This is a genomic window from Winogradskyella eckloniae (genome assembly GCF_013249045.1).
Lineage (GTDB): Bacteria > Bacteroidota > Bacteroidia > Flavobacteriales > Flavobacteriaceae > Winogradskyella > Winogradskyella eckloniae.
In genome coordinates this window covers 15,728-35,183 of record NZ_JABRWP010000002.1, presented here as the reverse complement: position 1 = coordinate 35,183, position 19,456 = coordinate 15,728, and the positions used below count along the sequence as shown (strand labels likewise).

Sequence of the window (19,456 nt, the reverse complement as noted above, 5' to 3'; positions counted from 1 at the left end):
GTAACGGAAATTTGATGCATATCATATATTATGTCATAAAAAAAAGCTTCTATGAAAATCATAGAAGCTTAAATATATAAAATATAGGTGTATTTAAACAATACCTTGCGCTAACATGGCATCTGCGACTTTAACAAAGCCAGCAATATTAGCACCTTTGATGTAATCTATAGAGCCATCTTCATTTTTACCGTATTCTACACAAGAATCATGAATATCTTCCATAATATCCTTTAATTTAGAATCCACCTCTTTTCTTGTCCAACTTAAACGCAATGAATTCTGGCTCATTTCTAAACCAGATGTTGCTACACCACCTGCATTAGAGGCTTTACCAGGTGCAAATAATATTTTAGCTTTTTGAAACTCATGAACGGCCTCTGGAGTAGATGGCATATTTGCCCCTTCTGAGATGCACATACAGCCATTTTCAATTAATTGCTTCGCTTCTTCACCATTTAACTCATTTTGAGTGGCACATGGCAAGGCAATATCACACTTCACTGACCAAGGTCTTTTACCAGCTGTATATTCTGCGTTAGGATATTTCTCTACGTATTCACTGATTCTACCACGCTTTTCATTTTTTAAGTACATCACATACTCCAATTTCTCTGTGCTAATACCATCTTTATCGTAGATAAATCCACCAGAATCTGATAAGGTCACTACTTTAGCGCCAAGTTCTATGGCTTTTTCCGCCGCAAATTGCGCCACGTTACCAGAACCAGAAATTACTACGGTTTTCCCATCAAATGAATCCCCTTTTCGTTGTAGCATATTTTGCGCAAAATAGACGTTTCCGTAACCTGTTGCTTCTGGTCTAATTAAAGAACCACCCCAAGATGCCCCTTTACCAGTTAAAACACCAGTAAACGAATTCTTTAATTTCTTATACATTCCGAACATAAAACCAATTTCACGAGCACCAACACCAATATCACCAGCAGGCACATCTGTATTATGACCAATATGTCTAAATAACTCAGACATAAAAGCATGGCAAAAACGCATAATTTCATTGTCTGACTTTCCTTTAGGATCAAAATCAGACCCTCCTTTACCACCACCCATTGGTAACGTTGTTAAGGAGTTTTTAAACACTTGTTCAAAGGCTAAAAATTTTAAAATACTGGCATTTACAGTTGGATGAAAACGCAGACCGCCTTTATATGGGCCAATTGCGGAATTCATTTGAATTCTATAACCTCTATTTACTTGGATTTCTCCAGAATCATCTACCCAACTTACTCTAAACGAAATTAATCGTTCTGGCTCAACCATTCTCAAAAGAATATTCTTTCCACTATAAATATCATGCTTTGCTATATAAGGAATTACGGTTTCCGCAACTTCCCTAACCGCTTGTAAAAACTCAGGCTCATGGCCATTACGTTGTTTTACTAAATCTAAAAAAGCTTCAATCTTTTGTTTCATACTAACAATTTGTTACATTTAATGTTTAATTTGTTGGCTTATATAACCAGTAGTTTATTAATAGAATTATACAATACTCAATTTTTTAAAGATTAATTATTGTATTTACATATTTTGCTTGCAAATATACGTTATCTATAAAAATAAGTGTCTTTTTTTTTATTATTCTCAATTTCTTTTTTAATGTGATGGAATAATATTCTTACTAAAAAATAATATTTTATGCATTTTATCCGTTTTATTTGGTAGTTCGTCGATATTTTATATATTTGCGCTGTTAGGATTTCAATTTTAAGATTTACATGATACTAAACGTAAAAAAAATATTCATCCCTCTTGCATTACTATTGTCAATGCAACTTAGCTTTTCGCAACTAGGCTTCTCTCATGAAATCGGTGTTATTGCGGGCCCTGTGATCTACCAATCTGATTTTGGTGTTAGGTCTGATTTTGAAACAAATGTTGGTAATTCCGGTATTGGTATAGGTCTTGTACACTACATCAACTTCTCTTATAGAGCAGATTGTAACTGTTATACAACAGACAAATATTTTAACGATCATTTTAAATTACGAAGTGAAATAGCTTGGAACAATACAACGTTAGAACATTTTGGCGAATGGGTAGATCCTGATAAGGATTCTGAAAACGCAGAGCGTTTAAGAGGTCATACAGGAGAGTCTCAAAACTGGGATATTGGAATGCAACTTGAGTTTTTCCCTAGAAGTATTAGAGCTTTTTCAGCTGGAATATACAAATTTGCACCTTTTGCAAGTTTAGGTGCGCACTATGTGTCTTATCGTCCTGAAACCTATACCGATTATGTAAGTTCTGACCCATTAAACCCAAATGATATTGGCAACCCAGATGACCCTAACAACTTTTATTCTGGTTGGGAACCTGGTTCTGTAGATGATATGAGTGGTTCTACTTGGTCTATTGTTAGCAGTGTAGGAACACGCTATAAACTTTCGGTATTGTCTGATTTTATGATAGATCTTAGATTTCAATACTTTTTTAGTGATTGGACGGATGGTTTAAATCACCAATTAGAATCTAACAAAGCCAATGATTGGATGGTTTGGCTCAACTTTGGTTACATTTATTACTTAGATTAAAAAACAAAATACAACATACAAAAAAGACCAAATCTTCTGACTTGGTCTTTTTTTGTATCTAATTTTTTCTAGCCACTTACCCAATGGCTTGTTTTAAATCGGCAATTAAATCCGCTTCATCTTCTATCCCAACACTTAAGCGTATTAAAGAATCTACTACACCTATTTTTTCTCGGTCTTTTTTAGGAATACTAGCGTGCGTCATACTTGCCGGATGACCCGCTAAAGACTCTACACCTCCAAGCGATTCGGCTAGTGTAAATATTTTTAAGTTTTCTACAATTTTTATAGACGCCTCGTAATTATTCCCTTTTGTTGTAAAGGACACCATGCCACCAAAATCTCTCATTTGTGTTTTGGCTATAGCATGATTAGGATGATGCTTAAATCCAGGCCAATATACCTTTTCAATTTTTGGATGATTGTCTAAATATTCTGCCACAGCTCTACCGTTTTCACAATGTCTTTGCATTCTTACGTGTAACGTTTTTATTCCCCTTAAGGCCAAAAAGGCATCTTGAGGACCACAAATAGCACCACTTGCATTCTGAATAAAATACAAACGCTCTGCCAATTCCTTATCCTTTACAACTAAAGCTCCCATTACTAAATCACTATGACCGCCTAGATATTTAGTTGCAGAGTGCATTACAATATCTGCACCCAAATCTAAAGGCTGTTGTAAATATGGCGTAGCAAATGTGTTATCTACAGCGAAAAGCACCTTATGCTTTTTAGCAATATTAGCAGTGGTCACTATATCTATAATATGCATCATTGGGTTGGTTGGTGTTTCTACCCAAATCAGTTTGGTACTATCCGTAATGTAATCTTCAATATGATTGGCATTTTGCATACCAATGAAATTAAATTTTATTCCGAAGTCTTCATAAATTTTAGTAAATAAGCGATACGTGCCACTATACAAATCATTAGTAGACAGTACCTCATCTCCTGGTTTTAGTAATTTTAAAACGGCATCTATGGCTGCTAAACCAGAACCAAAAGCCAAACCAAATTTTCCGTTTTCAATACTAGCAAAAGCTTCTTCTAAGGCATGACGTGTTGGGTTCGCCGAACGTGCGTATTCATAGCCTTTATGACCACCTGGTGTAGACTGAGCAAATGTCGATGTCTGATAAATAGGTGGCATTATGGCACCATAAGCCGCATCTGGTTTTTGGCCACCATGAATGGTTTTTGTATTGAATTTCATAATTAATCAGGTATTTGAAATTTCGAATTAAAATCACAACAAATTTAATGGATTATTCGTTCTAACTTAAATCTAAATAATACCTTTATTGTTTCTAAATCATAAGCCTCATTTATTATGAAACGTATGCTCACTTTATTCTTTTTTATTATTGTTTTAACCTCGTGTTCTGAAGACGTTAAACCAGCCACGTTTGAAACAATTTCTCTTAACGAATCGTTTGATGCTGAAATAACCGCTACGTTTAGCAAAGCCGAAGGTAAAGACCAACGCAGTACAACCATTAATCAAAATATTGAAAATGCTATTGTAGAAACGTTAAGCATAGCTGACACTAAAAGCGACCTTAACACACTTTTTAAAGACTTTAATAACGAGTTTCTTGAGTTTAAAAAGAACTTTGATGAAGCTTCTGAGCCTGTTTGGGAATTAGACGTAGAGACGGAACTGGTATATCAATCCGAAGCTGTGTTAACTATTGTAATTAGCACATACGAATTTAAAGGTGGTGCACATGGTAACGACCAAATTAAGTTTTTGAACTTAGATGCTAAAACAGGAACTATTTTAACCCTTGATGACTTTATCGAAAATAAAAACGATCTTAAATCCCTTGCTCAAATCCATTTTAAAAAGGCATCCGAATTAAAAGATACTACTCTAAACATGGACGATTTCTTCTTTGGAAAACCATTTCAATTACCAGAAAACATAGGCTACAGCGACGATGGACTCGTTTTACTTTATAATCCTTACGACGTTGTGTCTTACGACCAAGGTTATTTTGAATTTGTCATTCCATTTGAAGCTGTAGATTCGTATTTAAGGATTAAATAACTATTTAACGCGTGTTAATCGTTTTATAATTGGGCCAACGGTTAAACCTTGTCCTACAATAGAGACCACAACGACCACATAGGTAATAACTAAAAATAATTCTCTGTGCATCTCGGCCGTTAAGCTTAATGCTAGTGCAATTGAGATTCCGCCTCGCAATCCGCCCCAAGTCATTATTAAATTGGTTTTTGGCACAAAATCTAATCGTTTTTCAAAGAATTTAATAGGCAAAAACAAAGAAATATAACGACACATTAAGATAATTGGAATTGCCAATAAACCTGCATAAATAAATTTACCTTCTAAGGTTAACACCAGCATTTCCATACCGATCATAACAAATAAAATAGTATTTAATAAAACATCCACTAGCTCCCAAAATTTATCGACATAAGCTTCAGTGGTTTCAGACATTGCAGTATCTCTAACCGTATCATTACCTACAATAAGGCCAGCTGTAACCATGGCTAAAGGTGCTGACAAATGAAACTGTTGTGCTAACATGGTGCCTCCCATTACTGTGGCTAGCGTTAAAATAACTTCAATTTCGTAATTATCAATAGATTTCATTAAGCGATACGTAACCCAACCTAATAAAAGACCTAAAGCAATGCCACCAATAACTTCTTGTCCAAAAAGTGTAGCTATATCCGAAAACTCAATCGCTGCATCTGGTTTAGCAGCAATGGCAAAAATGGTTAAAAAGACAACCACACCTACACCATCATTAAATAATGATTCGCCTACAATTTTGGTTTCTAATTTTTTAGGTGCGCCAGCTTTTTTCAATATCCCTAAAACCGCAATAGGGTCTGTTGGCGAAATTAAAGCACCAAACAATAAACAATAGATAAAATTGACCTCTAAACTCATCATTTTTAGAACGTAAAACATCGTAATACCCACTAAAAAGGTAGAGACTAAAACCCCTAAGGTGGCAAATGCCATGATGGGCCAACGTTGCACTTTTAACTGGTTAAAATTAGTATGCAAAGCACCAGCAAATAATAGAAAACTCAGCATAATATCTAGTAATACGGTTTCAAAATCTATTAACGCTATAAATTCGCGTTCTTTAATGAGTAGTGTATCATCAAACTGTGCAATACCTACTAAAACCACTGTAAACACAATAGTTATTATCATTAAACCAATGGTAATTGGAAGTTTTAAAAACTTCACATTTAAATAGCCGAAGATTGCCGATAACACAATTAAAACAGTGGCAATAGAATAGTAATCCATAAAATATATTTTTCTTAAATGTACTTAAAATCCCCTTTAAATACGGTTACTTTGCAATCTCAAAATTATATAGATTTCTGATATGAAAAAAATATATTATTTAAGCACTTGTAATACGTGTACTAGAATCATTAATGAGCTAGAGTTACCAGAAGGGTTTGAGTTACAGGATATTAAAACCAAACCTATTACTGAGCAACACATTGAAGCCATGCGAGCGCTTACAGATAGCTATGAGAATTTATTTAGTAAACGTGCACGACTTTATAAAGAATTGGGTTTAAAAGATAAATCACTTTCAGAAAACGATTATAAAAACTACATTTTAGAACATTACACGTTTTTAAAACGCCCTGTTATTGTTTTTAACGACCAGATATTTATAGGCAATTCTAAAAAGACTGTAGCATCTGCTAAAACCGCTATCCATGCAAAGTAGAGGTTTTGCGCTTTTTGCATTGATTATGGTTCAAGTGTTATATGGACTAAACTATACCTATGCAAAAATTGTAATGAATGGCAATTTTGTTCCGCCTTTTGCTTTAACTATTTTAAGAGTTGGTGGAGCAGCTATTTTATTTTGGTTAATTAGTATATGGTTGCCAAAAGAAAAAATAGAACGCGGTGATTATTTTAAGTTTTTTATCGCAGCACTTTTTGGTGTGTGCATTAATATGCTGTTTTTTCTAAAAGGTGTAGAACTTACAACACCAATACATGCTGCAGCAATAACAACCATTACACCTGTTATTATTTTAATTTTATCGTCTTTTGTTTTAAAAGAAAAAGTGACCATTTTAAAAATTGTTGGTATCACTATTGCGTTCTCTGGCGCTTTAGTCTTAACGCTTTTTGGAGATTCAGATAGAGTTGGCGACAATGTTGTTTTAGGCAATACTTTTATATTCTTAAATGCTATTTTCTATAGTATATATGTCATTTTAATTAAGCAATTAACTAAAAAATACCATCCCTTTACATTTATAAAATGGTTATTCCTTTTTGGCTTTTTTATGGTCTTGCCTTTTGGTTACACCGAATTTAAAGCCATACCTTGGGACACGTTTTCGCCACATATATATTTCTCTATTGCCTTTGTTGTGGTTGGTGCAACTTTTGGTACTTACTTACTTAATCCTATTGCGTTAAATAAGTTGAAAGCTTCAACCGTTGGTGTTTTTATTTATTTACAACCTGTGATTGCAGGTTTATTTGCATTAGTCATGGGAGCAGATCGTATGGATACCTTAAAAATCATAGCGATGCTTCTAATTTTTTCTGGTGTCTATTTAGTTTCGCTTAAATCTAAAAAAGCAGATTAGTTTGTTTTTACAAACACAAACACTATCTCGCCCAAAAAGGTTGTAACACCTATTACGCAAAATGCACTTCAACCTTTTTAAACACTATTTTTAGTTTAAACAAAAAAGCGCAAGAATTATACCTGTTATACTATTTACAATGCCATCGGTTTTGGTCTTACGCCATGCTTACGTGTATCTTCTTTTGTAAGCACTTTAAAGCTGTCTGATTTTGGAAATGTATGAGCCAAGTCTAATAATGGTTTTGGTAAGCCCGTTAATTTTCTTGCTTTTAAGTCTATCCAACCACCTTGCATTTCGCAATAGGCTAAATTTTCGCCTTTATGGTTGTAAAAATTATGTTCAAACATAAACAACATACCATCTTCACTTAAACCAGATACTTCAATAGTTACTGTAATTGGCGTACCGAGAAAAGACTCTTTAAAATAATACATATGCTCATAAAACACCACAGGACCAACATTATGTTTCATAATTTCTGGCATAGAAAAGCCTTGATCAGAAAAAAAAGACATTCGAGCGTGGCTCATAAAATTAGTATAAGCAGAATTGGCCAGATGTCCATTCGCATCTACATCACTCCATCTAATTTCAAACTGTTTTTTGTAGGTCTTCATAACTTAAATTTTTGCGAAACAAAGTTAAGAAAGTATCCAAGGCGAGCGCAAGAGTTGCCATTAATTTTAATTCGGTTAAAAACAGTTCTATTTTGTACCTTTGCACAACTTCAATAGTAAAAATCCTAATGATACAATCGATGACAGGTTATGGGAAATCTGTTTTACAGCTCCCAACAAAAAAAGTTTCTATAGAATTAAAATCTTTAAATAGTAAAAGTTTAGACTTGAATGCGCGCATGCCATCCATGTATAGAGCCAAGGAATTAGAGATAAGAAAACTTATTTCAAAACACCTAGGACGTGGCAAAGTAGACTTTTCATTATTTGTAGAAATTACAGGTGAAGACACCAGTTCTAAAATCAACAAAACCGTCGTAAAAGAATACATAAAACAACTCAAAGATGTTGTTGATGGTGACGCTACAGAGTTACTAAAAATGGCGATTAGACTTCCGGATGCTGTCACTACAGAGCGCGACGATATAGATGAAGAAGAGTGGTCTTTAATTGCCAACTCTATTGGTGATGCTATTACAAAAATTGTTGGCTACCGAAAAGACGAAGGTGAAACTTTAAAGCAAGATTTTATTGATAGAATTGCAACTTTAAAACGTTTATTAAGCGAGGTGATTACCATGGATCCTGATCGAATAGATGGTGTAAGAGCAAGGCTAGAAAAAGGTATTTCAGATATAAAAGAAAAAGTTGACGAAAACCGTTTTGAACAAGAATTGGTTTACTACATAGAAAAATTTGATATTACCGAAGAAAAAGTAAGATTAGATAATCACTTAGAGTATTTTCTTCAAACTTTAAATTCAGACGATTCTAACGGGAAAAAGTTAGGTTTTATCTCACAAGAAATTGGAAGAGAAATCAATACTATAGGATCTAAATCTAACTACGCTCCTATGCAAAAGTTAGTAGTACAGATGAAAGATGAACTCGAAAAAATTAAGGAACAAATGTTAAATGTCCTTTAATGGAATTCACAATCAAAAACATTAGTAAATCAAAGAAAAGTGTCAGAAATTAAAAACGAAATACAAGGTAAGCTTATTGTGTTTTCAGCACCATCTGGTTCTGGTAAAACTACAATTGTTCGTCATTTATTGCAGCAAAAAGAATTAAACTTAGAGTTTTCGATATCGGCTACCTCGCGCGATAAACGTGGCAATGAAACAGACGGTAAAGATTATTATTATTTATCGCTCTCGGAATTTAAAAACCGCATTAAGAATGATGAGTTCTTAGAATGGGAAGAAGTTTATAGAGATAACTTTTATGGCACACTTAAAAGTGAAATTGAACGCATTTGGGCAAAAGGCAAACATGTTATTTTTGATATTGATGTTTCTGGCGGTTTGCGAATAAAACGAAAGTTTCCAGAACAGACCATTGCCATTTTTGTAAAACCACCAGATTTAAATGAGCTCGTAAGACGACTTAAAGAACGCGGTGAGGAAAGTGAAGATAAAATTAGCATGCGTGTCGCAAAAGCTCCTGCAGAATTGGCAACTGCACCACTTTTTGACGACATTGTAATCAACTCTAATTTAGATGAAGCGTTAGAAAACGCCTATAAATTAGTCTCAGAATTTATAGCAAAATAGCATGAAAATAGGTTTATATTTTGGCACGTTTAATCCTATACACGTTGGTCATTTAACAATTGCGAATCATTTAGCCGAACATAGTGATTTGGATCAAATTTGGTTTGTAGTAACACCTTTAAGTCCGTTTAAAAAGAAAAGTAGCCTGCTCGATAATTATCATCGTTTAGAAATGGTATATCAAGCCACTCAAACGTACGACAAGCTAAAACCCAGTGCTATTGAGTTTGGTTTAAAACAACCTAATTACACCATTGATACGCTTACATATTTGTTAGAAAAATATCCAGACCATGATTTCTCCTTAATTATGGGTGAGGACAATTTAAAGGGTTTTCATAAGTGGAAAAACTATGAACTCATTTTAGAAAATCACAACATATATGTATATCCTAGAATATCAGAAGGGCAAATTGACACACAGTTTCATACGCACCCTAAGATTATAAAAGTAGATGCACCTATTATGGAAATATCTTCAACTTTTATTAGAAATGAAATCAAAGATGGCAAAAATATTCGGCCTTTGTTGTCTGAAAACGTCTGGCAATTTATTGATGAAATGAATTTTTATAGGTAAAGCGTAAAGAGATTTCTGCTTTGTCAGGAATTAAAAATGATAAAAAGCATTTTCGTAATGCGTCAGTTGCTCGGTTGTTTTATTTTTTAAGACTGCAATTATATCAAAACGGGTTTCTAATTCTATATCATTACTTGTAATAAATTCATCCATAGCTTTTACCAAGTGTTTTATTTTACGCGGTGTTACAAACTCTTGTGGATCACCAAAAAAATCAGAATTTCTAGCCTTCACCTCAACACAAATCATAAAATTATTGTGCTTGGCAATGATATCAATTTCAGCTTTTTGAAACACATAATTTCTAGCCACAATTTCATAGCCTTTTTTAATAAGATAATCTGTGGCTAATTGTTCTCCTAATTTACCAAGTTCGTTATGATCTGCCATAATGTAATCTTGTGTAATTAGTACGTCCGCTACAGGCACTAATCACTAGCATAAACGCTATTTATATGCTAATTTACTTCCACTTTTATCAACCTTTAGGTCTACAACTTTGCCTAGAACCAACGCACGATTATCTTTCTCATGTCCTGCTGGCATATTAAACGTAATAGGAAAATCATAATCTGCCAAAGCGTCTAAAATGAGCTGCTCAACCGACGTTCCCCAAAGTGTGGTGTTTTTTCGCATTCTAGACATATCACCAACTACTAACCCATTTAAATTATCAAAATATCCAGCACGTTTCATACTTTGCAACATTCTGTCTATATGATACTTGTATTCACCAATTTCTTCAATAAAGAGGATTTTTCCAGAAGTATCTAAGCTTGTATCAGAACCCAACATGGTGTGCAACATGGTTAAATTCCCACCAATTAATTCGCCAGAAGTTTCGCCTTCCCTATTATATTGAGAAGCCTCTAAAGTATAATCTTCAGGTTGACCAAAAATTGCTGATTTAAAAGTAGAAACAGCCGTTTTTACATCATTTAGATCTTTAGTTAAACTCACGCACATTAAAGCGTGTAAGGACTGAAATCCTTCATTATGTATTTGGTTATGCAATGCTGTAATATCTGAATAGCCTATAATCCATTTTGGCTTTTTCTTAAACGCTGTATAATTTAATTTATCTAAAATTCTAACAGTTCCGTAACCACCTCTTGCACACCAAATGGCACTAATTTTTGGGTCGTCCATAGCGTTTTGTAGATCTTCACAACGTTCATCGTCTGTACCTGCAAAATGATTAGACTTACTAAATACATGCTTACCCACAATGGCGTGTAAACCCCAACTTTTAAGTAGATCTAAAGCTTGTTGTACTTCGCGCTCTCTATTTTTTAATATCCCTGAAGGTGCCACAATAGCCACGGTATCACCTGCTTTTAAATATGGTGGTTGTATTAATTTTGAAGTCATTTTTATAGAATTATCGGATTCATTTTGGGCACTTAAATCCATATGCATTGTTGTAATAACGATACACATTAGACATAAAACGTACTTTTTAAAAATCATAAATAGAGTTTTTGTAAATATAAAAAGGAAAAAGATGACCTCTAACTAAAATGATTTTTTATTAAAATTTTAACCAAAAACATCTATAATTCAATTATTTAACGTAAATAAACAAAGGGTTTCTCAATATTTTTATACCTTTTCAGTTAATTTATTAAAAGGGAACTATTTAAAATCTAAATCATATGGCTGTTTTTACATCATGTATTACGTCAACGTTACAACCCTACATTCCGTCAACAGAAAACCCTTGGAATGAAGAACGTGTAAGACACGCATATAGACGTATTGGCTATGATGCCAATAAAGCAACTATAGCAAATGCACTAACCTTAGCACCAGATATTTTAATCGATCAGCTTATAAATGCATCTTTAAATGCACCTCATTGGCCAACACCATCTTGGGCAGAATTCACTAATGACGACTATAATAACTTAGGTTTAGATTTTGATGAACAAACCCAAGCCAATCAAGCCGAACTGATGATCGCTCTTGTCAATCAAATGCAAACTGTGGGTTTAAAGAGTCGGTTAATCATGTTTTGGAGTAACCATTTTGTTACGCGCTTAGAAGATTATTATGTAAGCAATCATCTCTACGAATATTTTAACACCTTAGAAATCCATGCACTTGGAAATTTTCAAGATTTTGTAAGAGCTATAGGTAAAACTAGTGCTATGCTTGTTTTTCTAAATGGTGTAGAAAATACCAGCTTTAGTCCAAATGAAAATTATGCCAGAGAACTCTATGAACTCTTTACCCTTGGTGTAGATAATGGGTATACACAAAATGATATTGTAGAAACGTCGAAAGCTTTAACTGGCTATAATCACAGAGTAAATTGGACTTACCCTATATATTTTGACGCTAGTACATTTAATGATACCGATAAAACCATTTTTGGTCAAACAGGTAATTGGGGTTATGATGATGTTATAGACCTACTTTTTCAAGAAAAAGCACCACTTATTGCGCAACATATTTGCAAAAAACTATACACATACTTTGTGAGTCCAACGGTAAATGAAGCTATCATTACTGCCATGGCAAATCAATTTGTTTTAGATTTTAATATCGAAAACATCTTAAGAACGCTTTTTAAAAGTCAACATTTTTTCGATCAAAAAACCATTGGCATTCAAATAAAAAGCCCTTATGATATGACGGTTTCATATCTCAAGGTGACTAATTTTAGTTTAGCACAAGATTTTTATGAGGCCATGATTTATTTTAATGGCATACTTGGACAGATTATGTTTGAGCCTGTTGATGTTGCAGGTTGGCAAGGCGATAAAGATTGGATTAACTCTAGTACTTTAGGTGGTCGTTGGGAAATATTACAATGGTTTATCTGGCATACTTGGAACACTTATAATGAAGAATTAAGAACCTTTGCCATAGATTGTTCTGACAACAGTAATGATCCTTATGTTGTTACCAAAACAATCATTGATCGCTTTATGCCTTTAGAATTATTTTCAATCGAAGATTACCAAACGGCCACAGACGTATTTAAACATGACCTTCCTGAAAATTATTACGAAAATCAAATCTGGAATTTACAATGGGATTCTGTACCATTTCAAGTTGTGCTTTTACTTATTCATCTTATAAAAATTCCTGAATTTCAACTTAAATAAGCCCTTATTATGTGCAATGACCAATCCAAAACTAAAACTAAATCGGGAATGAATGCTCATGACATGGAGCACAAAAAATGGAACCGACGCTCTTTCTTACAAGCCTTAGGGTTATCTGGTGCAGGAACCATAATGTTAGGAGGCATGCCGCTTTCTGCATCTTCTTCCACAAAGCTTGCCTCGGCCATAAGCAACTCAGAATCGGATAGAATTCTTGTCATTATTAGGCTCAAAGGTGGCAATGATGGTCTTAATACTATTGTTCCCATATATGATTATGACACCTATGCCTTTAACAGACCAACCATAAAGCATAACCTTAGTGATGTTACGGCTTTAACTCCAGATTTTGGCATCCCAAATTTTATGACCGATTTAGTGAATTTATGGGATAATGGCGCGATGAAGGTGGTGCATGGCGTGGGATATGAGAACCACAATCAGTCGCATTTTGCAGGCTCTGATATTTGGGCGTCTGCAGATCCCACTAATACTGTAAATTCGGGATGGTTAGGACGGCATTTTGAAGAGATATATCCTGAATATTTATTAAATCCTCCAGCCGTTCCTGCTGCTGTTCAAATTGGTAGTATAGGAAATTTAATATTTGATGGTAGTTCTAACAACTATGCGTTTTCTGTAGCAAATCCTAACCAATTAGAAACCATTGCACAAAGTGGTACTGTACATGATATGACCAGTTTTCCGGATTGTATTTACGGTGAACAATTAGAGTTTATGAGAGGTACCACAAATACCACCTACCAATATGCTGGCACAATACACGATGCCTATTCTGCCGGATCTAATACTGTAGCCTATATGGACTCAGAGCTTGGCCAACAATTATCTATTGTAGCTAGGTTAATCAAAGGAAATTTGGGCACTAAAGTGTATATGGTAACCTTAGGTGGTTTTGACACGCATGCCAATCAACTAGCAGACCACAGCACTTTATTACAAGATCTATCAAATTCTGTTAAATTATTTTACGATGATTTAGCCCAAGGTGGTTTTGACGATAAGGTATTGTCCATGAGCATCAGTGAATTTGGCCGTCGTATTTATGAAAATGGATCGAATGGGACAGATCATGGCAAAGCAGCACCATTATTTTTGTTTGGACCAGCTATAGAAGGTAATGGTTTTGTAGGGACACATCCTGATTTAACCGTTGGAGATGGCGAAGGCAATTTAGACTTTACTCAAGATTTTAGAGAAGTATATGCGAGTATATTAGAAAATTGGCTGTGTATAGAAAGTGGTTTGGTTGATGAAGCACTACTCAATACGACCCATGCCAGAGTAGATCTTGGCTTTAGTTGTGATGCGTTAAGTTTAGATGATTTTAATCGTGACCGATTTAAACACTATGTGTTATACACAGATACCGATTCTATCATAAAAATTACCAACCCTTATACGCAACATACCGTTATAAAACTATATGACCTTATGGGTAGAGACATAGGTACACTTAAAAATGCCATGCTCTTTGCTGGAGAAAATAGCATTAGTATAAAACAATCTATAGGTAAAAAATTGAGTATTGGTCAGTATATTTATAAAATCTCAGTTGGAAACCAGCATTACAGTAAGTCGTTCTTAATTAGATAAAAAAAAGGCCACTTAAAATAAGTAGCCTCTTTTATAGGTTATTATTAATGACCTATTATTTTCTAAACGCTCTTCCGCTAGTTTTAACACTTGACGTTGTTGCTGGTCTATCAAATTCATCTGTATAATCATATGATTGTAAAGAACCTGTGTAACTTCCAGAGAAAGACGTTCCGTCAGATGACGTTCCTTGGAATGAAAACTCGTACGTTGAACCATTTTCTAATACCGTAAACGTACCTGAATTGATTGAAATAGCGTTATTATTTTCTATTGAGCTATCAATAAATAAATTTGCATACGTATAACTATTTACTTCTACATTATCACCAAAAGCATACGTCCCTTCTGCTAAATCAGATGAATTACTTGTAAATAATTCAAAATAAACACCAGAGAATATATTATCTTCAGGAACTGGTACTCCATCAGATTCTATAATCTCTGAAGTAGCTAAAGAGATATCAAAATTATAAAGACCATCATAGTATTCTCCATAATCTTCAATTATTCCAGCCTTTAGCTGATATTCCGTATCTCCATAGATTAATACGCCATTGCTATTAGAGCTGCCACCATCGTCATCACTTCCGCAAGAAAAAGACATTGCACTAAGGGTAAACACTAAAATAATTTGTTTTAAGATTTTCATTTTTAATGATTTATAGGTTAAGCACGTAAATTTAACATAATTCATAATACTACAAAATGATTTCAGTTTTTTTCGACAAATCGTTTCAACAATTCATTATAAATCACACTACAAAATGTTTACTTTTGTGCTTTAAAAAAGTAAGACCATGTCAAAAAGATATACCATCACAGCAGCACTCCCTTATACAAACGGCCCAATACATATTGGCCATTTAGCAGGTGTTTATGTACCAGCAGATATTTATGCACGTTATATGCGTTTAACAGGTAATGATGTTGCCTTTATTTGTGGTAGTGATGAGCATGGTGTACCTATTACCATAAAAGCAAAAAAAGAAGGGGTTACACCACAGGACATCGTAGATAAATATCATGCCATCATTAAGCAATCTTTTGAGGATTTTGGTATCACTTTTGATAATTACTCGCGCACATCTGCAAAAATTCATCATGATACGGCTCAAGAGTTTTTTAAAACCCTTTACGACAAAAATGAATTTGTAGAAGAAGTAACTGAGCAACTTTACGATGCGGAAGCGAACCAGTTTTTAGCCGATCGTTTTGTAACTGGTACATGCCCAAAATGTGGCAATGAAGAAGCTTATGGTGATCAGTGCGAAAACTGTGGCACAAGCCTAAATGCAACAGATTTAATTAACCCTAAATCTGCCATAACAGGTAATGTACCAACTTTAAAAGAAACAAAACACTGGTTTTTACCACTTAATAAACACGAAGCGTTTTTACGCGAATGGATTTTAAAAGGTCATAAAAAAGACTGGAAACCTAATGTTTACGGACAAGTAAAATCTTGGGTAGATGATGGTTTAAGACCAAGAGCAGTAACAAGAGATTTAGATTGGGGAATTCCGGTACCTGTAGAAGGTGGCGAAGGTAAAGTGCTTTACGTTTGGTTTGATGCACCAATTGGTTACATCTCTTCTACTAAAGAATGGGCTGCACGCGAAGGCAAAAATTGGGAAGATTACTGGAAAGACGACAACACAAAACTCGTACATTTCATTGGAAAAGATAATATTGTATTTCACTGTATTATTTTCCCATCCATGTTAAAAGCCGAAGGTTCTTATATTTTACCAGATAATGTACCTGCTAACGAATTTTTAAATTTAGAAGGCAAAAAATTGTCTACCTCTAAAAACTGGGCCGTTTGGTTACCAGAGTATTTAATAGATTTTCCGAATCAACAAGATGTGTTGCGTTATGCTTTAACCGCTAATGCACCAGAATCTAAGGATAATGATTTTACATGGAAAGATTTCCAAGCCAGAAACAATAATGAATTGGTGGCTATATTCGGAAATTTTATAAACCGTGTTGTCGTTTTAACTAACAAATATTACGAAGGTGTTATCCCAGAACCTTCGGAGTATTCTACAATAGACGAAGAAACTTTGGCTGCTGTAAAAGCGTATCCTGCTGTTATTTCTAGTTCTATTGAGCGTTACCGCTTTAGAGAAGCGAGCCAAGAATTAATGAATTTAGCACGACTAGGAAACAAATATTTAGCAGACGAAGAACCTTGGAAAACCATTAAAACAGACGAAGCGCGCACTAAAACCGTGATGTTTGTTGCCTTGCAAATCGCATCTGCTTTAGCGGTGTTATCTGAACCGTTTTTACCGTTTACGTCTAACAAACTAAAATCAATTCTTTGTCATTCTGAACTAGATTCAGAATCTCAATGGGACGATATTTCAATTAAAGACATCCTAATTCCTGCGAATCATAAAATCAATAAAGGCGAATTATTATTCTCTAAAATTGAAGACAAAACCATAGAAGCGCAACTAGAAAAACTAGAAGCCAGTAAAAAAGCCAACGAAGCAGCAAATAAGGTAACAGAACCACAAAAAGAAGAAATTACCTTTGAAGATTTTACCAAATTAGACTTACGTGTTGGTACTATTCTCGAAGCCGAAAAAATGCCTAAAACCAAAAAGCTTTTAGTTTTAAAAGTAGATACAGGTATTGATACACGTACTATTGTTTCTGGTATTGCAGAAAGCTTTAAACCAGAAGACGTTGTTGGAAGACGTGTTACCGTTTTAGTGAACTTAGCACCAAGAGCTTTACGTGGTGTTGAAAGTCAAGGTATGATTTTAATGACTGAAGACGAAGGTGGTAATTTGGTATTTGTGAATCCTGATACTCAAAACGTTTCTAACGGATTGCAGATTAGTTAATGTCTAAACCTTCCATATTAAGACAAGTTATAGATTTACAGGCTCAGGCAGAGCGCCTTATTAGAACTAAAGGTAATATGCCAGAGATTGAGGCTTTTGCTCAATATAACGAGGAGATAAAAGCTTATCTGTTTGAGAACATTGATGACGACTTTATACTCAATTACATCAAAACCATTCCCAGTTTAAATTTAGATGCTATTGAAACAAAATCTGGATTACTAACTTTAGTTGTTGGTTTAATTTCTGGAGGTTCAGCATCAGCGTATCATGAGCGACATAAAATAGAACAAGCCTTAGAACAGATAAAAGAAATTTCTAATAAATACGCTTCATATGAAATGATGCTTAGAAATTATTTTGGTCAATAAGCATTTGTTTCCTTTCTATTTAATCGTTAAATTTCATGGTTTCAAAACCCATAGAAAAGCGATGAGATTCATCTTCCTGTTTTTGTTATTCGTAAGTATTAGTGTTCCATCTTTAAATGCGCAAACCGAATGGTTTCACATTGATACCCATGAGCAATCTCATGATAAAACATTGCGGCAAGTGATTCAGGTCATTAATCCTGAAACAAACGAACTCGTTGTGTTTTTTAGATATACAACATTTATCGTTGCGCATAAGTATAACCAAGAAGGTGTTTTAAAAAATACCTTTAGAACAGAAGTGCTTCCAAAATACAAACACAATTATTTTGGCACTTCAATACATGGCGACGCATACACGCTATTTTTTCAGAATGATTATGGTACCAAATTTAGTGCCTTAACCTTAAATTTTGAGACTTCGGGATTTCAGTTTTCAAATAAATTAAATATCCCTTTAAAATCTGAAACCTTATTAGGCACATTTGAATACAAATCGACTATTTACTTACTTTCTACCGTAAAACGATCTTCAAAATTAAAGTTATATAAGCTTCACAATCACGAGGAACATTCGGAAGACACTTTTGATTTTTCGCACATAGAATTAAAAACCTATAACGGTTTTAAAACGGACTTAAATAGAATTTTAGATGGTGGATATGAGTTACCAGATGTCTCTTTAATACATCATGGTGAGCCAACTTCTTTAGAGCAAGTTATTCAAAAAAACAAACTGTATTTAGATGGAGACCAACTCATTTTAACCAATGATGTTGATGCCATATCAACCACACTTATTACTATAGATTTAGACACAAAAGATACTGCGTATCATCGTTTTCCTAAACCGTCATTTGATAAAAAAGACCATAGTATAAAATCAAATTCCTTTATTTTAGACAGTCGTTTGTACACTATATATGTCGCTAAAGAAACACTCGATTTTTCGGTTTTTGATATCAATTCTAAGGCTTTATTAAAACGCATAGTTATTTCAGATAAGGACTCCATTGCGTTTAAAAATACTCCTATTATTTTAGAAGGTGGAGATTTTCAGAGTTATCGAGAACTCGATAAGACCAAACAGTTTTTAAAAAAAGTATCCAATTCTAACGCAGGTTTAAGCGTTTACAAAAACAATGGGAACTATGTAGTGACCTTAGGTAGTAGCGAAACCATGACCACATCTGCTTTTATGATGTTGTATGGTGGTGCACTTGGTGGTATTATGGTAGGCATTTCTACCTCACTATTAACCACTAATTTTTTAACTTACACGAAAACAAAATCTACGCGAATAGAATGTTTATTTAATAACGACTTGACGAGTATTTCTGGTACAATACCTAAAAACCACTTTGATATTATCAATGCCTATATAGAAAGTAAACCGAAGACAAGCTTCGCCTTTAAATCTATTTTTAAAGCCAACGGCTCATATGTACTTGGTTATTTTGATGAAGATTCAAAGATTTACAAATACCTTACTTTTTAATTCTA

19 protein-coding genes are annotated in these 19,456 nt (G+C 34.1%); 12 read left to right on the top strand and 7 right to left on the bottom strand.

The features are described from left to right. Window positions 1-93: 93 nt before the first annotated feature. Entirely contained in the window at window positions 94-1,437 is a 1,344-nt protein-coding gene (gene gdhA, locus HNV08_RS03140) for an NADP-specific glutamate dehydrogenase (RefSeq protein WP_173279679.1), read from the bottom strand. Between the two features lie 302 nt (window positions 1,438-1,739). Between gdhA and HNV08_RS03135 the strand changes: the two genes are divergently transcribed. After that, window positions 1,740-2,555 carry a THC0290_0291 family protein gene (locus HNV08_RS03135; RefSeq protein ID WP_173279678.1) on the top strand — a complete coding sequence of 272 codons (816 nt, stop codon included), beginning with the start codon at window positions 1,740-1,742 and terminating at the stop codon, window positions 2,553-2,555. A 76-nt stretch (window positions 2,556-2,631) separates the two neighbouring features. Here the strand turns inward: HNV08_RS03135 and HNV08_RS03130 are convergent, their stop codons facing one another. Then, window positions 2,632-3,771, bottom strand: a complete 1,140-nt coding sequence (locus tag HNV08_RS03130) for a cystathionine gamma-synthase (RefSeq protein WP_173279677.1) — start codon at window positions 3,769-3,771, stop codon at window positions 2,632-2,634. 117 nt (window positions 3,772-3,888) lie between these two features. On the opposite strand from HNV08_RS03130, the gene HNV08_RS03125 reads away from it, so the two are divergent. Beyond that, entirely contained in the window at window positions 3,889-4,608 is a 720-nt protein-coding gene (locus HNV08_RS03125) for a DUF3298 and DUF4163 domain-containing protein (RefSeq protein WP_173279676.1), read from the top strand. Here HNV08_RS03125 and HNV08_RS03120 read toward each other — a convergent pair whose 3' ends face one another. Then, a complete protein-coding gene (locus HNV08_RS03120) occupies window positions 4,609-5,853 on the bottom strand; it encodes a cation:proton antiporter (RefSeq protein ID WP_173279675.1) in 1,245 nt (414 codons plus the stop codon). Window positions 5,854-5,935: 82 nt separating this feature from the next. Between HNV08_RS03120 and HNV08_RS03115 the strand changes: the two genes are divergently transcribed. Further along, window positions 5,936-6,292, top strand: a complete 357-nt coding sequence (locus HNV08_RS03115) for an arsenate reductase family protein (protein ID WP_173279674.1) — start codon at window positions 5,936-5,938, stop codon at window positions 6,290-6,292. Beyond that, window positions 6,282-7,175: a DMT family transporter gene (locus tag HNV08_RS03110; protein WP_173279673.1), complete on the top strand. Its 894-nt coding sequence runs from the start codon at window positions 6,282-6,284 to the stop codon at window positions 7,173-7,175. The genes HNV08_RS03115 and HNV08_RS03110 overlap by 11 nt, the downstream gene beginning before the upstream one ends. Before the next feature lie 134 nt (window positions 7,176-7,309). Here HNV08_RS03110 and HNV08_RS03105 read toward each other — a convergent pair whose 3' ends face one another. Then, window positions 7,310-7,795 (bottom strand): acyl-CoA thioesterase, encoded by a 486-nt coding sequence (locus tag HNV08_RS03105; RefSeq protein WP_173279672.1) that lies wholly within the window; start codon window positions 7,793-7,795, stop codon window positions 7,310-7,312. 128 nt (window positions 7,796-7,923) lie between these two features. Here HNV08_RS03105 and HNV08_RS03100 point away from each other — a divergent pair, with 128 nt between their 5' ends. The 3 genes from HNV08_RS03100 to nadD are packed head-to-tail and all read left to right on the top strand — an operon-like array spanning window position 7,924 to window position 9,991. After that, window positions 7,924-8,781, top strand: a complete 858-nt coding sequence (locus HNV08_RS03100) for a YicC/YloC family endoribonuclease (RefSeq protein WP_173279671.1) — start codon at window positions 7,924-7,926, stop codon at window positions 8,779-8,781. Between the two features lie 39 nt (window positions 8,782-8,820). Further along, window positions 8,821-9,411 carry a guanylate kinase gene (gene gmk / locus HNV08_RS03095; protein ID WP_173279670.1) on the top strand — a complete coding sequence of 197 codons (591 nt, stop codon included), beginning with the start codon at window positions 8,821-8,823 and terminating at the stop codon, window positions 9,409-9,411. Window position 9,412: 1 nt separating this feature from the next. Beyond that, a complete protein-coding gene (gene nadD, locus HNV08_RS03090) occupies window positions 9,413-9,991 on the top strand; it encodes a nicotinate (nicotinamide) nucleotide adenylyltransferase (RefSeq protein WP_173279669.1) in 579 nt (192 codons plus the stop codon). Window positions 9,992-10,021: 30 nt separating this feature from the next. Here the strand turns inward: nadD and HNV08_RS03085 are convergent, their stop codons facing one another. After that, window positions 10,022-10,381, bottom strand: a complete 360-nt coding sequence (locus HNV08_RS03085) for a YraN family protein (RefSeq protein WP_173279668.1) — start codon at window positions 10,379-10,381, stop codon at window positions 10,022-10,024. A 57-nt stretch (window positions 10,382-10,438) separates the two neighbouring features. Continuing rightward, a complete protein-coding gene (locus HNV08_RS03080; RefSeq protein ID WP_241697168.1) occupies window positions 10,439-11,404 on the bottom strand; it encodes a S66 peptidase family protein in 966 nt (321 codons plus the stop codon). Window positions 11,405-11,646: 242 nt separating this feature from the next. Here HNV08_RS03080 and HNV08_RS03075 point away from each other — a divergent pair, with 242 nt between their 5' ends. Both HNV08_RS03075 and HNV08_RS03070 read left to right on the top strand, forming a co-directional pair. After that, window positions 11,647-13,104 carry a DUF1800 domain-containing protein gene (locus tag HNV08_RS03075; RefSeq protein ID WP_173279666.1) on the top strand — a complete coding sequence of 486 codons (1,458 nt, stop codon included), beginning with the start codon at window positions 11,647-11,649 and terminating at the stop codon, window positions 13,102-13,104. Between the two features lie 48 nt (window positions 13,105-13,152). Continuing rightward, complete coding sequence (locus tag HNV08_RS03070) at window positions 13,153-14,721, top strand: DUF1501 domain-containing protein (protein WP_241697167.1); 1,569 nt, start codon at window positions 13,153-13,155, stop codon at window positions 14,719-14,721. Window positions 14,722-14,776: 55 nt separating this feature from the next. Here HNV08_RS03070 and HNV08_RS03065 read toward each other — a convergent pair whose 3' ends face one another. Further along, window positions 14,777-15,373 (bottom strand): hypothetical protein, encoded by a 597-nt coding sequence (locus HNV08_RS03065; protein ID WP_173279664.1) that lies wholly within the window; start codon window positions 15,371-15,373, stop codon window positions 14,777-14,779. 148 nt (window positions 15,374-15,521) lie between these two features. On the opposite strand from HNV08_RS03065, the gene metG reads away from it, so the two are divergent. From metG to HNV08_RS03050, 3 genes are all read left to right on the top strand, one after another. Continuing rightward, the gene (gene metG / locus HNV08_RS03060; RefSeq protein WP_173279663.1) at window positions 15,522-17,582 is read left to right on the top strand and encodes a methionine--tRNA ligase; all 2,061 of its coding nucleotides are present in this window, start codon (window positions 15,522-15,524) and stop codon (window positions 17,580-17,582) included. Continuing rightward, window positions 17,582-17,953 carry a hypothetical protein gene (locus HNV08_RS03055; protein ID WP_173279662.1) on the top strand — a complete coding sequence of 124 codons (372 nt, stop codon included), beginning with the start codon at window positions 17,582-17,584 and terminating at the stop codon, window positions 17,951-17,953. The genes metG and HNV08_RS03055 overlap by 1 nt, the downstream gene beginning before the upstream one ends. Before the next feature lie 61 nt (window positions 17,954-18,014). Continuing rightward, window positions 18,015-19,451: a hypothetical protein gene (locus tag HNV08_RS03050; protein WP_173279661.1), complete on the top strand. Its 1,437-nt coding sequence runs from the start codon at window positions 18,015-18,017 to the stop codon at window positions 19,449-19,451. Window positions 19,452-19,456: the final 5 nt, after the last annotated feature.

Coding starts and splice junctions, on each gene's coding strand:
- gdhA (WP_173279679.1), bottom strand. CDS start 1,437: ATGAAACAAAAGATTGAAGCTTTTTTAGATTTAGTAAAACAACGTAAT.
- metG (WP_173279663.1), top strand. CDS start 15,522: ATGTCAAAAAGATATACCATCACAGCAGCACTCCCTTATACAAACGGC.
- HNV08_RS03065 (WP_173279664.1), bottom strand. CDS start 15,373: ATGAAAATCTTAAAACAAATTATTTTAGTGTTTACCCTTAGTGCAATG.
- HNV08_RS03135 (WP_173279678.1), top strand. CDS start 1,740: ATGATACTAAACGTAAAAAAAATATTCATCCCTCTTGCATTACTATTG.
- HNV08_RS03120 (WP_173279675.1), bottom strand. CDS start 5,853: ATGGATTACTATTCTATTGCCACTGTTTTAATTGTGTTATCGGCAATC.
- HNV08_RS03085 (WP_173279668.1), bottom strand. CDS start 10,381: ATGGCAGATCATAACGAACTTGGTAAATTAGGAGAACAATTAGCCACA.
- HNV08_RS03115 (WP_173279674.1), top strand. CDS start 5,936: ATGAAAAAAATATATTATTTAAGCACTTGTAATACGTGTACTAGAATC.
- HNV08_RS03075 (WP_173279666.1), top strand. CDS start 11,647: ATGGCTGTTTTTACATCATGTATTACGTCAACGTTACAACCCTACATT.
- HNV08_RS03125 (WP_173279676.1), top strand. CDS start 3,889: ATGAAACGTATGCTCACTTTATTCTTTTTTATTATTGTTTTAACCTCG.
- HNV08_RS03110 (WP_173279673.1), top strand. CDS start 6,282: ATGCAAAGTAGAGGTTTTGCGCTTTTTGCATTGATTATGGTTCAAGTG.
- HNV08_RS03050 (WP_173279661.1), top strand. CDS start 18,015: ATGAGATTCATCTTCCTGTTTTTGTTATTCGTAAGTATTAGTGTTCCA.
- HNV08_RS03055 (WP_173279662.1), top strand. CDS start 17,582: ATGTCTAAACCTTCCATATTAAGACAAGTTATAGATTTACAGGCTCAG.
- HNV08_RS03105 (WP_173279672.1), bottom strand. CDS start 7,795: ATGAAGACCTACAAAAAACAGTTTGAAATTAGATGGAGTGATGTAGAT.
- HNV08_RS03100 (WP_173279671.1), top strand. CDS start 7,924: ATGATACAATCGATGACAGGTTATGGGAAATCTGTTTTACAGCTCCCA.
- HNV08_RS03070 (WP_241697167.1), top strand. CDS start 13,153: ATGAATGCTCATGACATGGAGCACAAAAAATGGAACCGACGCTCTTTC.
- nadD (WP_173279669.1), top strand. CDS start 9,413: ATGAAAATAGGTTTATATTTTGGCACGTTTAATCCTATACACGTTGGT.
- HNV08_RS03130 (WP_173279677.1), bottom strand. CDS start 3,771: ATGAAATTCAATACAAAAACCATTCATGGTGGCCAAAAACCAGATGCG.
- HNV08_RS03080 (WP_241697168.1), bottom strand. CDS start 11,404: ATGGATTTAAGTGCCCAAAATGAATCCGATAATTCTATAAAAATGACT.